Consider the following 14,849-nt stretch of genomic DNA (forward strand, 5'->3'; position numbering starts at 1 on the left):
CTCACCGTGAGAGTCGGACGACCTTCGCCCTCTTATGGTTAATGACGCGTAAACAGCCCGGCAAAATCTGCCGAGGTACGGCAGTTTCGCCCATCATGGTGAAGCCGAAGCGACACCAGCACCCCGACGAACATTCAGCAATATCAAGGCATTGCAGAAGAGCCGAGGCATGGCACGGCGTTCGCATAGTTAATCGCGGACCGCCCGTCATGGGAGTGGCGCTGCGGTCCGGCGTAAATATCTCGAGGGGAGCACGGGATGCACAGCATCCGTTCGGCAAGACTGGTTTGGGCGGCCTGCGCTGCGCTATTGGCGCTGGCGCTATCGCCTTCGTCCGCAAGCGCGACGTCGCGGATCAAGGACCTCGCCAATATCGAAGGCGTGCGGCAGAACCAGCTGATCGGCTACGGCCTCGTGGTCGGCCTCAACGGCACCGGCGATACCCTCAACAACATCCCATTCACCAAGCAATCGCTGCAGGCGATGCTGGAGCGCATGGGCGTCAACATCCGCGGCGCGACCATCCGCACCGGCAACGTCGCCGCCGTCATGGTGACCGGCAACCTGCCGGCCTTCGGCACCCAGGGCACGCGGATGGACGTCACCGTCTCCGCGCTCGGCGATGCCAAGAACCTGCAGGGCGGCACCCTGCTCGTCACCCCCCTGCTCGGCGCCGACGGCAACGTCTATGCGGTCGCCCAGGGCTCGCTGGCGATCTCCGGCTTCCAGGCCGAAGGCGAAGCCGCCAAGATCGTGCGCGGCGTGCCGACGGTCGGCCGCATCGCCAACGGCGCCATCATCGAGCGCGAGATCGAATTCGCGCTTAATCGCCTGCCCAATGTCCGCCTCGCGCTGCGCAACGCCGACTTCACGACAGCAAAGCGCATCGCAGCAGCTGTCAACGACTTCCTCGGCGTCAAGACCGCCGAGCCGATCGATCCCTCCACCGTGCAGCTCTCGATCCCGGCCGAGTTCAAGGGCAACGTCGTCGCCTTCCTGACCGAGATCGAGCAGTTGCAGGTCGACCCCGACCTCGCCGCCAAGATCGTGATCGACGAGCGCTCCGGCATCATCGTGATGGGCCGCGACGTCCGCGTGGCTACCGTGGCCGTGGCCCAGGGCAATCTCACGGTAACGATCTCCGAAAGTCCGCAAGTGAGCCAGCCCAATCCGCTGTCGCGCGGCCGAACCGTGCAGACGCCGCGCACCGGCGTCAGCGTCAGCGAAGACGGCAAGAAATTCGCGGTCGTCAAAGATGGCGTCTCGCTGCAGCAGCTTGTCGATGGCCTTAACGGGCTCGGCATCGGCCCGCGCGACCTGATCGGCATCCTGCAGGCGATCAAGGCCGCCGGCGCGATCCAGGCCGACATCGAGGTGATGTGATGAACGCCGTCGCCAATACCTACAACAAGGCGGCGCTGATCAACGGCCGCAAGGACCTGCAGCTCGCCGATGCGCTGACCAAGGTTTCGCCCGAAGCGCAGAAGAAGACGCGCGCCAAGGCCGAGGAGTTCGAGGCGATGTTCCTCAACTCGATGTTTTCGCAGATGACCACCGGCGTCAAAGGCGAAGGGCCGTTCGGCGACACGCCCGGCACCGGCGTCTGGCGCTCGATGCTGACGGACGAATACTCGAAATCGTTCGCCAAGTCCGGCGGCATCGGCATTTCCAACGCCGTCTTCCGCACCCTGATCCTGCAGCAAGCCAACCGCGCCGGCTGATCAAAAGGAATCCCGACATGAATCCGCGTCCCCAGTCGAGCTCCCCAGCGGCACCCGCGCCAGCAAGAGCGATCTCCACGCCGGCCGAGGCGCGCAAGCTCGCGGAAGACCTGATGGCGGTAATGGACGCGCTGCTCGGCATCATCGAGCGCGAAACCGAACTGGTTCGCGCCGGCAAGGTGCGCGAGGCAATCCGGCTGGAAGAGCAGAAGGGCGAGCTTTCACGCCGCTACATGGTCACGGTCGAAAGTCTCAAGAACGCGCAAAAATATCTGTCGCAGGTGTCGCCGGAATTGCTCGCCACGCTGCGCCGCCATCACGACACCTTCCGCGCGATGCTGCAGATCAATCTCACGGTGCTCGCGACCGCGCATGCGGTCTCGGAAGGCATCGTGCGCGGCGTCAACGCCGAGATCCAGCGCAAGAACATCCCGAGCACCTATACGGCTTCGGGACAGCGCGCGGCGCCGGGGCCGCGCAACATGACCCCGCTCTCGGTCAGCCGTTCGCTGTAAGCGGATTTGACTATCTACAATTTTCACTAAATTTGCGCGTCCCCGTCAGACAGGGATTCAGCGTGTTCCCTAACATGGTGTTGAGATGTAGGGGGCTATATTGCAACCCACGAGGGGTTGGGATTTGACTCGCAGCAAGCCTGGAGGCTGGCATGAGTACAGATTTCAACATCAAACCGGTGGGGGCACCGGTTGCCGCGCCGATCGTTCAGCACGTGAGCGAGGCGGCTCAACATGCGGTCGCAACCGAACTGCCGGCGAGCAAGAGCGTCCCGGCGGTGGATCCGAGCGCGCGTCCCAGCAGTGATTCCGCCGCGGTCCGCGTCTCCATTTCGAATCCCGCAGTGTCGAACCAGGTCGTAATCGACCGCGACGCGCGCGCGGTCGTGTATCAGGTCGTCGATGTCAAGACGAGTCAGGTCGTTAAGCAGTTTCCCGAGGAAGCCGTACTGCGCCGCCGCGCCTATTTCCACACCCTCGACCTGACCAAGGACGCGCCGCAGCGTCTTCGCGCCACCGATCGCAAGGCTTGAGAAGCAAGTTCAGCTAGCCGTTTCGCGATGCGTAGGCCTGGTCGAGATAGGTCTGGCCGCTCGCCGCGTCAGTGACGACGTTCTTGATCTGCGCTTTTCCAAGGGCAGCCAGCGTGAACCTGGTGTCGCCGATCCGGAATGAATTGTCCTTGATCAGGACTTCCTGGAATTTGTTGGTGCCGCCGCTCTGGTACTGCACCTTGGCGCGAAAGCCCGTGACGTTCGAGATCGTGAACGTGAACGATTTATTGTCAGGATACTTTCCCGTCCAACTGCCTTCATAGAGATTGGGATCGACCGCCACGTACGGGGTCTTGGACGGGACGGTCGCTCCCACCGTCTTGTAGTTGGCTGAGATGATGCTCCAGAGGTCAGCCATCCTGGCACACTCGCATGAACCGGTTCAGCCGCGGCCGGCAAGGCCGGCGGCGAGATTGCAGTTGATGTCGATCAGCGACTTCAATTTGGCCGGGTCCGGATTCAGTTGCATGTCGACGGTCTGCTTCATCACGAAGACACCGATGTTGGCGATGTTCTGCCGCACTTCGATCGGCTGAGGATTCTCTTCCGCCTGCGCGGCGCTCATGAAGATCGACCAGAGCCGGCGGTTGAACAGCAACGCGTTGTGCATGGCCGTGTCGGGACCACTCCAGTTCGATTGAACTTCCTGAAGTTGCCGTGCGGCCTTCAGCAGCGCCTGCGCTTCGATGTCACGGGGAGAAGTCGTCGTCTGCGATGTACGCGCGTAGGCCTGGGCTGCATTAGACATTCACGAACCTCGATGGGAGCGGTTTGCAAGGACCGCGGGACTTCGAAAAACTGCCCAACTTTCATACAGGTAGTGCCTTTAAATATGGTTAGCAGGCGTTACCCATTGTGTCGTTTCGCCGGCAAATTCCATATTTTCGTCAGCATGCCGACCATCAGGTTCTGATGGAATTAAGATCGAAGCCAAAATTTTTCGCTTCGTTGTTTTTCGTCAGGCTGGCGATTCTACTTCTCGAATCGAGAAAATCGATCAAGAAAAAGCGGCGGAGTTTCCTCCGCCGCTTTGATCGTTGACGCTAACGTGACGCTTAGCGCAGCAACTGCAGCACGCTCTGCTGGCTCTGGTTGGCCAGCGCCAGCGCGGACACCGCGATCGACTGGCGGGTCGACAGCGCCTGGCTGTTCGCCGCTTCCTCGTTGGTGTCGGCCAGCGTCAGGTTCGACGAACCGGTCTGCAGCACGTTGATCAGGTTCTTCGAGAAGTCCTGACGGATCTGCACGATCGAGAGGTTCGAACCCAGGGCGGAAGCCTGCGTACGCAGCAGCGTCGAGGCCGCAGCCAGGTTGGTGATGACCTTGTTGGTCGCGGAGTTGTCGATGAAGTCGGTGCCGCTGACCAGGTTCGCCAGGCCGAGACCGGCGGCATTGAAGTTGACGCCGGTGATGTTCAGCGTCGACTTGCCGGTTTCGTTGAACGTCAGCTTGAGCTGATCGCCGCCGAGCAGGTTGATGCCGTTGAACGATGCGTCCTGCGCGGTGGTGGTGATCTGCGACAGGATGCCGTTGAACTGGCTCACCAGGTTGCTGCGAACGGTCTGCGCCGACGCGTCGACCACCGGGGCAGACGGGGTGGTGAAGGTGATCGCGGTCGTCAGCGTGCCGCCGATCGCGCCGCCTGCCGTCGGCGAACCGAGGGTCGACGAAGCGTAGTCGTTGCTTGCGGCGATCGTCAGCTTGCCGGTCGAGTCGATCGTTGCGCTCAGGTTGTTGGCCAGCAGCGCGGCATTGAGCTGGTCGAGCGTCTTGACCGTGCCGTTGGAGCCGTCGCCGAAGGTGACGTTGACCGCGGTGCCGCCGTTGAAGGAGGTGAAGGTCAAGGTCTTGCCGGAGAGGCTGCCGGCGGCTGCGGTGCGGCCCGCGGTGAAGCTGGTGCCCGTTCCGGTGTTGCCGGTCAGGCCGAGCGCGGAGAGCGCGTTGCCGGTACCGACGATCGCCAGATCGGCGTTCGTGCCGGTCGAGATCTGCAGCGCGCCGCTGGAGTTGATCGAGGACTTCGTCTGCCCCGCAGCGGCTGCGAACGTCGCACCGCCGGCGGCAAGCGTTGCCGTCTGAACGCCGGTGGCGAGATCGATCGCATTCAGCACGTCGGAGAGCTTCGCAGCCTGCAGATAGACCGTCGAGTTGCCGTTGCCGTCGGTCTCGACCGCGCCGCTGACACCGGTATGGGTGGCGGACGCAGCCGGGGTCGGCGCGTTCTTGAACGTGATGGTCTTGCCATCGACGTTCAGCGTCGAGCCGTCCTGGATCAAGTTGCCGAGGCTACCTGCAGCGGTGGTGCGGGCAGCGCCGACCGTGACATTGCCAGCGCCGAGCGAACCCGTCAGCTTCAGCGCAGCGAGGGTGTCGGCCTTGCCCGTGATGGACAGATCGGCACCGGTCGAGCTCTTGAACGCCAAGACGCCGGCGGTGATGGTGGAAGGGCTTTGGCCGGCATTCGGGGTCAAGACACCGGCGACGTTGCTCTGTGCACCGCTGGCAATGTCAATCGCGGCCATAAGGTCACCGACCGACGCCTTCACCGGCGAGCCTGACGTTCCGCCCAGATAGACGATCGAATTGCCGTTTGCGTCGCTATAGACGTTGCCAGTCGTGACGCCGGCAGACACGGCCAGCTGGGTAAAGCCCGCTGGAGCGGTGTTGGTCGAGCCGTTGACGCCGGGAGCGTCGCCCGCGGCAAAGGTAATCGTCTTGCCGTTGACGGTGATGACGTCGCCCGCATTGACCTGGGCGTTGGCGTCGCTCACGGCTGCGGTGCCGTTCAACAGCGAAGCCTTCGTCGTCGCCGCGTTGATGGCGGCGGAGCCCGTCAATGTGCCAACCACACCGCCCAGGGTCGTGTTTGCATCCGCAGCAGTCGTGCCGCCGGCGGCGCCGGAGTACAGCACGTTTGAGGATGCGATGGCGCTGGTGTAGGTCGTGGTGCCGCGCAGGTCGGTCGCGGTGGCGCCGGGGATCGTGGCCGACACGTTCGACTTGGTGGAGTAGCCGACCGCGCTCTGCAGCGCCTGGTTAGCGATCGACTTTGCGGTGTCGACCAGCTTCTGCAGCGAGGTGATGCCGGTATTGGCGGCCTGCAGCACCTGCACGCCGTTGCCGATGCCGTCGAGCAGATTGTTGATGTCACTGGCGCGCGAATCGAGCGACTGCGCGGTGAAGAAGTTGGTGGGGTTATCGAGGGCCGTGTTGACCTTCTTGCCGGTGGCAAGGCGGTTCTGCGTGGTGGCGAGCAGATCCGCGGTCGACTGCAGCGAGAGGAGGTTCTGGCGAACCGAAGCGGAGAGAACAATACCGGACATCTTTCATACCTTTCTGGTGTGAAATTAAACGAACCACTATCCCGATCTCTCGATCAGGCGACCGGTCCACTCTGCGAGCGAGTCTCTAAGAAAAAATGAATTTGGCCGGATAAGTCGCCCGCAAAGACGATGAATTTGAAATTGATCCGCCGTACCGGAACTGATTCCGTATTTCTACTGGCCACTGCAATAAGTCCCCGCCAAACGGGCACTTTTTGCATCTTCACCATTGGTTAACCATCATCGGAAAGGATGCAAAATCTGCCGGGCGTGGGTCTCGACGCGCAAGCCTAGCGCGCCTTCCCATGGCGGGCACCAAAGCGCGCAAAAAGCGTCCAATGGAGAACAGGCATGGCCTTGAAAGTTGAGCTCAAACCGCACGAGCGAATCATCATCGGTGCCTGCGTGGTCACCAACACCGATCAGCGCGCCAGGCTGCTGATCGACGGCGACAGGATTCCGATCCTGCGCGAGAAGGACATCCTCACGCCCGATACCGCCGATACGCCGGCCAAGCTGGTCTATCTCGCCGTGCAGCTCATGTACCTGTCGCCGGACCCGATGGCGCACCATCCGACCTATTTCAGCCTGGTGCGCGACATCCTCACGACGATGCCGAGCGCATGGCCTTTCATCGAGGGCATCAACAACTACACCCTGAATGGCGATCTCTACCATGCGCTGAAGGAAGCGAAAAAATTAATCGGCCACGAGGAGCAGATCCTGGAGAGCGCCCGGAAGATGCAATCGTCCCACGAGCCCGATCGCAAATCCGCATAACGAATCTCGCCTTAAAAGAGGAAGGCCTGCTGGCGGAAGCCTTTTGTACGAAGGCGAACCCGCTCGATCAGATCGGCAGGAACTTGGTAAGCGTGGTCTGGTACAGCATCGAGGTGGTCTGATACGAAGCCTGCAGGCTGGTCTGCAGCGCCAGAATCTTGGTAGCGACCTCGTCCTGGTTGATGCCCTCGATCTGATCAAGCATGGTCTGCGCCATTCCCTTGAGCTGGGTCTGCCGGTCGGTTGACATCTTGATGGCGTTTTGCGCGCCGGCGAATTCCGCCTGCATGTCCTGGATCGACTGCTGTCCGGTCTGCGGCGCCAGGTTTGCCGAAATCCGCTGCTGCAGCGCGTTTACCTGCGCCTTCGAATTCGGATTGTTGGCGTTGGTGGTCACCGCGGCATACACCGCGATATTCTGCAACTGATAGCGCAGCGCCTGCTCATTGGCACGCGCGCCGTATTGCACGGTGGCCGATTGATCGATACGCGCGATCGCGGTGCCGCGTGCCGGATCAGTTCCAATTTCTCCGGTATACCACGACACTGTGTTTGTCGAAGTGCCGCCGATGAGATTCGTGGCTGTTGCAAACGGCGGGCCGTTGACACGCAGCGGCGCGGGATTCGCGCTCGGCGTGCCGCTGAAGCCAAGCGCCGTGAAGGCCGCGGCGTTCGAGCTCGAGATCGACAGCGCATCGCCATCGCCACCATGCAGCGCAATTACGCCGCCGGTGACCGTCGACGGCGTCGTGGTCCCGGTGATCGAATCGATCTTGGCAAGCAGCGTCTGCACGCTGTCGGTGACGTTGAGCTGGTTGCCAGTCGCACCTGATGCCACGAAGGTAATCGGCGTGCCGTTCACGGTGATGGTGTCGCCGGCGGCAAAGCTGGCGGCGAGCGAATCGGTTCCGGCGAGGCCGGAAAGCAGCGTCGCCCCGGTAATCGGCCCCGGCACGGTATTCTGGTTGTTGACGGCGCTTCCGATCACCGTTGCCGACGGATTGAAGAAGTTATTGGACGCGGCGATCGCCGAGGCCGCAACCAGCGAGGTGTCGCTCAGCGTCTGCACCGAGGACGTCAACGCGGCCTGCAGATTGACCGTGGTCGCGGCCGTATCGGCGCCGATCAGAAAGGAGCCGGCGGGCGGCGGATTCGTCGTGGTCGCCGTCAGCGTGATCGCCTCGCTGGTGCCATCGGGAAGATTGAAGTTGAAGGTGACCTTCTCGCCATCGTTCGGATTAACGGCGCCGAGGTCGATCGTCGCCGCCGGCGGTGTGCCGCCCGGCTGCGTCACGGTCGCGCCCGTCAACGACGAGGTGATTGCCCCCAGTTTCAGGCCGAACGACGAGCCGTCCTCGGCGAGGCTAGTCACCGTGGTCGTGAGCGGCGGCGATGAAACCGTCAGATGTCCCATGTTGCCGACGCCCTGATCGGCCTGACGGCGCTCGTTGATCAACTGTTTCAGTCCGGCCTGCGTGCCGATGCCATTGAGCATGACATCGGCCGGCACCGTCGCCGCCGCGTCGGTGGTGCGGCCGGAAAACAGATAGCGGTCGCCCGACTGGCTGTTGAGCAGCGACACCGCGTTCGAGAACGCAGCTTGCGCCGTGATCTGGCCGGAGGTCTGACCGCTGTCGTTGAGCACGATGGTCGACGTGCTCGCTGCGCTCTTCACCGACTTTCCGATGTCGATCATGCTCTGCAGCGCGAGATTGACGACGCTGAGCCGCGTATTGACGTTCTTGGCGGTATCCGCAAAGGCATCGATGCCGCTGACCTGCGCGCGCAGGCTGAGCGCAAAGCCCCGATTGGCGCCCTCCCCCGCATAGGTCGTCGAGACCCGGCCGCTGGCGAGCTGCTGCGTCAGTTCATCCAGCTGCCTGCGCAGACCGATGATCGAGCTGCCGATATAGGATGTCCGGCCGTTAACGCCATCAATCGACATGAAACCCTCACATGGCCTGGATCAGCGTGTCGTACATCTGCTTGATGGACGACATCACCCGCGCATTGGCGGAATAGGCATTTTGCAACGCGAGCAGATGCGCCATCTCGTCGTCGATATTGACGCCGGAGGCATCCGTCACCTTCTTCTGCAGTGTATTCAGCACCACGGCCTGGCCGTCAGCGAGTTGCTTCGCCGAGGTCGCAGCTTCGCCCTGCTGGCTAATGAATTGCTTGGCGAAGTTCAATAGCGTCCCGGTGAACGGCGCGCCTGTGGTGCCGATGCCGGTTTGCGGCGAATAGCGATAACTTCCCGTCTGCAGCTGCGTGAGGATGAAGTCGGAGCGCGTGGTGTCGCCCGCGGGTGTCAACGGGCTGGTGGAAAACACGATGGTACGCGAGGGATCGCCGAGCAGCCCGAGATTGACGCTGATGCGACCGGCAAGCCCCGTCACCTGGGGACCGTTGGCCGTCAGAGCGCCGGTGTAGAGCCCGCCATTGTCGGTGAACAGCGGAAGCTGCGCATTGCCGCTGGTGAGCGACGAAATCGTCGTGGTGACCGAGGCCGAGAGCACATCCGAGCGATTGGTCGCGCCGTCGTCCAGCACGCGCAAGGTCGAGCCTGACGGATTTGAGAATTGCAGATTGGCGGTCGGCCCAAGCGCGGCGTTGAGCTGGGACACGACCGACGCCATGCCGCCGGAAAAATTGACGCCGAGCACCTCGTCGTTCGGGTCGAGCGTCGCGGTATTGCTCAGCGGCAACACGCTTGGATCGTCGACGCGTACGATCGATAGATTGTGCGTGACGCCGGTGGTGTTGTCCTTGTAGCTGACGTGAATGACATTGCCCGACTGCAATCCGGTGAGATCGAGGTCGTAGCCTGCCTGCGGCAGGACGGACGCAGGAGCAGCGGCGCCGGCGGTCGTCTTGTCCGATAGCGCGCTCGACATTGCCGCCGCGAACTGGTCGATCTGCGCCTGCGCTTTCACCAGCGTATTGTCGCGCAGCTCGAGGTAGGCGGCGATCTTGCCCGAGCGAATCGAGTTGGTGGATACCAGATCGTAGCTGCCGCCGTGCGGGAAATTGATCGTGATGGTGCCGACGTTGCTCTTGGACGGATCGGTCGGATTGTACAGCGTGTTGGGCGTCATCGTGCCCTGCGGATTGAAGCTGAGCTGCGCCGCTTCGGTGCCGACGAGCTGCACGCCGGAATTCGTGAAAACCGTCACCTGATTGAGGTCGTTGACGACGGTTCTGATGTCCATCAGCGACGACAATTGCGTGATATATTGATCGCGCTGGTCGAGCAGCGACGCGGTCGCCGCGTCGGTCTTGCCGTTGTTCTGAAGCTGGTTGTTGATGAACGCGATCTGGGCCATCGCGTTGTTGGCCGTAACGATGGAATCGTTGATGCCCATCTCGGCGTTGGCGCGAAGGTTCTGAATGCCTTGTGTCGTCGCATTGAGCGTCTGCGCCATGGTCTGCGCGGCGTTGACCGCACCGATCCGCGCCGACTGAGAGTCCGGGCTCGTCGACAGGCCCTGAAATGCGGTCAACAGCTTGTTGAACGCATCCTCGATGGTGCCGGTCTCAGAAGGGTTGCCATAAACGCTCTGCAGATTTTGCAGGAAGGTCGAACGGATATCAGCATAGGCCGCGCCGGAGGTCTCGGTGCGCAGCGCCGTCTGCAGATACTGGTCGAGCTGACGGTCGACGCCGTTGAGCAGAACGCTCGATCCGTAGTCGCCGGTGACGCCGGCGGACTGGATGACCGACTTCCTGACGTAACCGGGCGTTTCCGCGTTGGCGACGTTCGATCCGACCAGCGAAATCGCAGCTTGCGTCGCACGCAGGCCGGACATTGCGGTGGAGAGAGCTTGACTCAAACCCATGACTAATTGCCCATCTCAAATCGCATCGCGAACGGTCGCGGCGAACTATCGCAGCACGTTCAACAGATCCTGCACCATCGTGTTGGAGGTGGTGATGACCTTGGTGTTCGCCGAGTAAGCCTGCTGCGTGACGATCAGCTTGGTGAACTCGTCGGCGATATCGGTGTTGGAGCCTTCCAGCGACGAGCCGACGATGGTTCCGGCCTTGCCGTACAGCGCCTGTCCGGATCCGTCGGTCATCTCGAACGCGCCGCCATTGACGCGCTTGAGGAAGTTGGTGCCGTTGAAGGTCGCGACCGAGATTTCGGCGAGGTCGAGGTTGCGGCCGTTGGAATAGTTGCCGACGATCCGGCCGTTGGTACCGACGCCGACGGACTGCAACTGGCCGGCCGGGAAGCCGTCCTGCTGGATCTGGTTGACCTGTACGTTGCCGTTGGCATCCGCGAACTGGGTGACACCTCCGGTGCCGAAGTTGATGACTGGGCTGCCGAGCGCGACGCCGTTGACGACGGCATTGGTCAGTTCCACCGACGGAATCGCCGGCGTCATCTGCCCGGACGCCGAGAAGGTGAAGTTGGTATTGACGTTCTGCCACGAGACCTGAGTGCCGGTGGCGTTGGGATTGACCTGGTAGAACAGGTTCCAGGTGTCGGTGTGGCCGGCGCCAAGCGAAGCGCTGTCGACCTTGGCCCAGCGGAACTGCAGGTTCACCGGCGCGCCCGAGATGTCGTAAGTCGTAACCGCACCGCCCGCGATCGACTCGGCGAGGAACGTCGAGTTGTCATTGCCGACGACCTGACCTGTGCCGACGCCGCCGCCGCCGCCGCGCGTCGCCGTCACCGTGCCGGTAAAGCCGAGGGCAGCCCAGGCTGCGGTGTTCGAACTCGAGATCGAGAGGTTGAAGTTCGTACCGGAGTGCAGCGTGATCGAGCCGGAGGCGATCGTCGATGGGGTTGAGGTTTGCTGGAGCGCGTCGATCTTGGCCAGCAAGGTTCCGATGTCGTCGTCGACGTTGATCTGGTTGGCGCCGGAGGCGGTGCCCGACGCCATGAAGAGAAGGGTTTGGCCGTTGACCGTGATGGTGTCGCCCGCGACGAAATTGGTGGAGATCGAGTTGGTGCCGGACGCGCCGCTGAGCAGGGTCGCGGCCGTATTTGCAACCGACGGCGTCGCCTTGTTGTTCTGGGTGGTGCCGCTTCGCGAGGCGTCGGTATAGGGCGCCGCCGGCGTGCCAAGCGCCAGCGGATTGTGTCCGGCGCTGTACGATCCGGGCACGATCAATTCCGACCCGGGAACGGAAACGTCATGCTTGGTGGTCAGCGGATAGCTGGCGAGGTTGGCGCGATAGTCGATCCTCGTGGTCTGCTGCGCCGGCAGGAAGTCGTTCTGGAATCTTAGAACCTGCGGCGAGCTGCCGGACGGGTTGCCCGTGGTCGGGTCGATCGGCACGCCCTGCAGATAGTAGCCGGCGCCATTGACGAGATAGCCGCTCTTGTCGAGCTGGAAGTCGCCGCGACGCGTGAACCGGTCGACGCCGTCGAACACCGGCGTGCCGTCGGTGAAGTTGCCGGGCTTTTGCACCGCGAAGAAGCCGTTGCCGTTGATCGCCATGAAGGTCGCGACCGAGGCGGTCTGCACGTCGCCCTGCACCGAGTTGGTGGAGCGGGATTGCGTGGTGACGCCGCCGGCAAGCTGCGCGGTGGTGGCGGTCTGCGGGATCAGATCCAGGAAAGAGGTATCGATGCGCTTGAAAGCCGTGGTCTGCGAGTTGGCAATGTTGCCCGAGACGTTTTCCAGCGCGTAGGAGTTGGCGCGAAGGCCGCCGACCGCGGTGGTGAGAGCGCCGAAGATACCCATGACATGTTCTCCAAATTCGATCCGGGCGGCTCGCCGGTCTCAGAAAACCCGGGCCGCGTCGGGAGAACATGTCGCAAGCGTCGTGCCAAACCATAAATAATAGAAAAATCATACCCTTAAGAAAAAGGCCCCGGTCTTGGGACCGGGGCACATTTGCCGAGCGAGGCAACTATTGCCGGGTGGGCGCCGCCTAGGAGGCCTGCGGACCGGCCGGGTGAAACACCATCCCGAAGCCGTCGATGCAGTAGCGCAAGCCGGTCGGCTGCGGACCGTCATCGAAGACGTGACCGAGATGGCCGCCGCAGCGGCGGCAATGCACCTCGGTGCGCGTCATGCCGAAGGTGCGGTCCTCGGTCTTGCCCAGCGCATTGTCGAGCGGCTGCCAGAAACTCGGCCAACCGGTGCCGCTCTCGTATTTGGTGTCGGAGGAGAACAGCGGCAGGTCGCATCCGGCGCAGGCAAAGACGCCCTTGCGTTTTTCCTTCAGCAGCGGGCTCGAACCCGGCCGCTCGGTGCCGTGCTTGCGCAGGATGTCATATTGTTGCGGCGTGAGCTGCGCGCGCCATTCGGCGTCGGTCTTTTCAATCTCGAACTTCTCGGCGGCCTGCGCCGGCGTCGCGCGCAGCCAGCGGAAAGCAGCGAGGCCAAACAGGCCGGCGACGGATGCGAGCAGAAAACGGCGGTCGAACATGGAAGTCTCCGTGCGTGGCGGACATAACGGTTCGCCATCAATTACGGCCCCGGAACGTAGACGTTACACGGATCCGCCCGGAATTCTCTCACTTTCCTGCGAGGAAGCCGCTGGCATCCCGCCGTCCTGTGGCGCGGCCGGCCGCGGCGGTTGCGGCCGCATCGGCCGTGCCGCGGCGCCCGGCGGCGGGCGGCGCGGCCTGGTTCCGGCCTGCCGGTTGGCCTCCGCGAGCCGCGCCTCGCGAACGCGCTCGCGAGCACGGGCGCCTTCGCGGTAGCGGGCGAGCGCCCCTGCCGCTGCCGACTGACCGCGCGCCCAAAGTCCAATCAGATGGCCCGCGACGCGGCCGGTCGCGCCGCCAGCCCAGACCAGCTCGAAAGGCGAGAACAGCTTCCAGCGGTCCTCGCCCCAGAGAATGCTGCGGGCAATCACCTGCCCCGCCATCGCCGAGGTGTTCAGCCCATGCCGGCCGAAGCCGCTCGCCACCCACAGTCCTTTGCGCAACTGGCCAATCTGCGGCATGCCATGCACGGTGACCCCGACTGCGCCGCCGAAGACATCAGATATCGGGACCTTGCCGAGCCGCGGGAACACGGTGGCAATGCGGCGGGCAATAGCGGGCCCGAACCGGCCGGGCCGTGCATCCCAGGTGGTTTCCGGGCTCGCCCACATCAGGCGGTCGCCATCCACGATCCGGAAATGGTCGATGCCATCGCTGTCGGCCACCGACCCCTTGAAGGCGATCACTGCGCCAAGCCGATCGCCGAGCGGCTCCGTCACTGCGGCATAGCGCCAGACCGGCAACAGCGTCTCCGACAGGCGGCGCAGCGGCGCGCCAAGATGGACGTTGCCGGCCAGCACGATATGCGAGGCGCGCAGCCGCGCCGAGGGCGTCACGATGCGCTTGCGAATGCCCGACGGATCGATGCTGACAACGGGCGTATCCTCGAAGATGCGCGCGCCCGCCCGCCTCGCCTGCGCGGCAAGGCCGTGGATGTATTTACGGCCGTCGATCTGGAAGGCGCGCGGAAAATAGATGCCGTGGAAATAGCGTGCCGTGCCGAGCTGATCGCGAACGCGATCGACCTGCCATCCCTCGACCTCGGTCTCGAAATCCTCGCCGAGCGTCTGCAGCCGGCTGATCAGCGACTCACCGGCATCGACGTTGGAGACCTCCAGCGCGCCCTCGCTCAGTGCAATTCCCTGCATCGCCGTAGCGGAGGCCCGAACGTAGTCGGCGCCCTCCTTCGACATCGCCCATAATTCGCGCGCGTCCTCGAGGCCGACTCGCTCGATCAGGTCGCCGACCGGAAGGCTGTAGCCCGGCATGACGGTGCCGAGCTGATGGCCGGAGGCGTTCCAGCCGACATGCCGGCCTTCGAGCACCGCCACGCTGGCCCCGAGGCGCGCGGCCTCCAGCGCCACCGTCAGGCCGGCAAGGCCGGCCCCCACCACGCAAATGTCAACATCCAGGTCGAAGGAAAGGCGCGAGCGGAAAGGCGTGTCATCCTCAGGGCCGTTGGTCGCACTTGAGAAAGTCTCGGGCATGGCCTTACTTACGGACCGCTG

At 63.2% G+C, this 14,849-nt stretch carries 13 protein-coding genes; 5 read left to right on the top strand and 8 right to left on the bottom strand.

The genetic code is table 11. The features are described 5' to 3' along the window. The first annotated feature begins 258 nt into the window (after positions 1 to 258). The 4 genes from RX331_RS28210 to RX331_RS28225 all read left to right on the top strand — a co-directional run bounded on the left by RX331_RS28210 (position 259) and on the right by RX331_RS28225 (position 2,769). Complete coding sequence (locus tag RX331_RS28210; RefSeq protein WP_317252866.1) at positions 259 to 1,383, top strand: flagellar basal body P-ring protein FlgI; 1,125 nt, start codon at positions 259 to 261, stop codon at positions 1,381 to 1,383. Continuing rightward, positions 1,383 to 1,721 (top strand): flagellar assembly peptidoglycan hydrolase FlgJ, encoded by a 339-nt coding sequence (gene flgJ / locus RX331_RS28215; RefSeq protein WP_317252867.1) that lies wholly within the window; start codon positions 1,383 to 1,385, stop codon positions 1,719 to 1,721. Before RX331_RS28210 ends, flgJ begins: the two co-directional genes overlap by 1 nt. A 17-nt stretch (positions 1,722 to 1,738) precedes the next feature. Continuing rightward, entirely contained in the window at positions 1,739 to 2,236 is a 498-nt protein-coding gene (locus tag RX331_RS28220; protein ID WP_317252868.1) for a hypothetical protein, read from the top strand. 152 nt (positions 2,237 to 2,388) lie between these two features. Next, on the top strand, positions 2,389 to 2,769 hold the full coding sequence (locus RX331_RS28225; protein ID WP_317252869.1) for a hypothetical protein: 381 nt from the start codon (positions 2,389 to 2,391) through the stop codon (positions 2,767 to 2,769). 13 nt (positions 2,770 to 2,782) lie between these two features. On the opposite strand, the gene RX331_RS28230 is transcribed toward RX331_RS28225, so the two are convergent. The 3 genes from RX331_RS28230 to RX331_RS28240 all read right to left on the bottom strand — a co-directional run bounded on the left by RX331_RS28230 (position 2,783) and on the right by RX331_RS28240 (position 6,113). Beyond that, positions 2,783 to 3,148, bottom strand: coding sequence for a hypothetical protein (locus RX331_RS28230; RefSeq protein WP_317252870.1), 366 nt, complete (start codon positions 3,146 to 3,148; stop codon positions 2,783 to 2,785). A gap of 24 nt (positions 3,149 to 3,172) precedes the next feature. Beyond that, positions 3,173 to 3,538: a flagellar biosynthesis regulator FlaF gene (gene flaF / locus RX331_RS28235; protein ID WP_317252871.1), complete on the bottom strand. Its 366-nt coding sequence runs from the start codon at positions 3,536 to 3,538 to the stop codon at positions 3,173 to 3,175. A gap of 307 nt (positions 3,539 to 3,845) precedes the next feature. After that, positions 3,846 to 6,113 (bottom strand): DUF1522 domain-containing protein, encoded by a 2,268-nt coding sequence (locus RX331_RS28240; RefSeq protein ID WP_317252872.1) that lies wholly within the window; start codon positions 6,111 to 6,113, stop codon positions 3,846 to 3,848. Positions 6,114 to 6,464: 351 nt separating this feature from the next. Between RX331_RS28240 and flbT the strand changes: the two genes are divergently transcribed. Further along, positions 6,465 to 6,893: a flagellar biosynthesis repressor FlbT gene (gene flbT / locus RX331_RS28245; protein ID WP_317252873.1), complete on the top strand. Its 429-nt coding sequence runs from the start codon at positions 6,465 to 6,467 to the stop codon at positions 6,891 to 6,893. Positions 6,894 to 6,960: 67 nt separating this feature from the next. Here flbT and RX331_RS28250 read toward each other — a convergent pair whose 3' ends face one another. The 5 genes from RX331_RS28250 to RX331_RS28270 all read right to left on the bottom strand — a co-directional run bounded on the left by RX331_RS28250 (position 6,961) and on the right by RX331_RS28270 (position 14,828). Next, on the bottom strand, positions 6,961 to 8,838 hold the full coding sequence (locus tag RX331_RS28250) for a flagellar protein (RefSeq protein WP_317252874.1): 1,878 nt from the start codon (positions 8,836 to 8,838) through the stop codon (positions 6,961 to 6,963). A 7-nt stretch (positions 8,839 to 8,845) separates the two neighbouring features. After that, a complete protein-coding gene (gene flgK / locus RX331_RS28255; RefSeq protein ID WP_317252875.1) occupies positions 8,846 to 10,732 on the bottom strand; it encodes a flagellar hook-associated protein FlgK in 1,887 nt (628 codons plus the stop codon). Positions 10,733 to 10,777: 45 nt separating this feature from the next. After that, positions 10,778 to 12,589 (bottom strand): flagellar hook-basal body complex protein, encoded by a 1,812-nt coding sequence (locus RX331_RS28260; protein WP_317252876.1) that lies wholly within the window; start codon positions 12,587 to 12,589, stop codon positions 10,778 to 10,780. Positions 12,590 to 12,779: 190 nt separating this feature from the next. Then, a complete protein-coding gene (gene msrB, locus RX331_RS28265) occupies positions 12,780 to 13,280 on the bottom strand; it encodes a peptide-methionine (R)-S-oxide reductase MsrB (RefSeq protein ID WP_317252877.1) in 501 nt (166 codons plus the stop codon). Positions 13,281 to 13,343: 63 nt separating this feature from the next. Beyond that, entirely contained in the window at positions 13,344 to 14,828 is a 1,485-nt protein-coding gene (locus RX331_RS28270; RefSeq protein ID WP_317252878.1) for an FAD-binding oxidoreductase, read from the bottom strand. Positions 14,829 to 14,849: the final 21 nt, after the last annotated feature.

It is taken from the genome of Bradyrhizobium sp. BWA-3-5, assembly GCF_032917985.1.
GTDB lineage: Bacteria > Pseudomonadota > Alphaproteobacteria > Rhizobiales > Xanthobacteraceae > Bradyrhizobium.

Excerpts from the sequence above, each read along its gene's own strand:
- RX331_RS28210 (WP_317252866.1), top strand. The coding sequence starts at position 259 with ATGCACAGCATCCGTTCGGCAAGACTGGTTTGGGCGGCCTGCGCTGCG.
- flgJ (WP_317252867.1), top strand. The coding sequence starts at position 1,383 with ATGAACGCCGTCGCCAATACCTACAACAAGGCGGCGCTGATCAACGGC.
- RX331_RS28220 (WP_317252868.1), top strand. The coding sequence starts at position 1,739 with ATGAATCCGCGTCCCCAGTCGAGCTCCCCAGCGGCACCCGCGCCAGCA.
- RX331_RS28225 (WP_317252869.1), top strand. The coding sequence starts at position 2,389 with ATGAGTACAGATTTCAACATCAAACCGGTGGGGGCACCGGTTGCCGCG.
- RX331_RS28230 (WP_317252870.1), bottom strand. The coding sequence starts at position 3,148 with ATGGCTGACCTCTGGAGCATCATCTCAGCCAACTACAAGACGGTGGGA.
- flaF (WP_317252871.1), bottom strand. The coding sequence starts at position 3,538 with ATGTCTAATGCAGCCCAGGCCTACGCGCGTACATCGCAGACGACGACT.
- RX331_RS28240 (WP_317252872.1), bottom strand. The coding sequence starts at position 6,113 with ATGTCCGGTATTGTTCTCTCCGCTTCGGTTCGCCAGAACCTCCTCTCG.
- flbT (WP_317252873.1), top strand. The coding sequence starts at position 6,465 with ATGGCCTTGAAAGTTGAGCTCAAACCGCACGAGCGAATCATCATCGGT.
- RX331_RS28250 (WP_317252874.1), bottom strand. The coding sequence starts at position 8,838 with ATGTCGATTGATGGCGTTAACGGCCGGACATCCTATATCGGCAGCTCG.
- flgK (WP_317252875.1), bottom strand. The coding sequence starts at position 10,732 with ATGGGTTTGAGTCAAGCTCTCTCCACCGCAATGTCCGGCCTGCGTGCG.
- RX331_RS28260 (WP_317252876.1), bottom strand. The coding sequence starts at position 12,589 with ATGGGTATCTTCGGCGCTCTCACCACCGCGGTCGGCGGCCTTCGCGCC.
- msrB (WP_317252877.1), bottom strand. The coding sequence starts at position 13,280 with ATGTTCGACCGCCGTTTTCTGCTCGCATCCGTCGCCGGCCTGTTTGGC.
- RX331_RS28270 (WP_317252878.1), bottom strand. The coding sequence starts at position 14,828 with ATGCCCGAGACTTTCTCAAGTGCGACCAACGGCCCTGAGGATGACACG.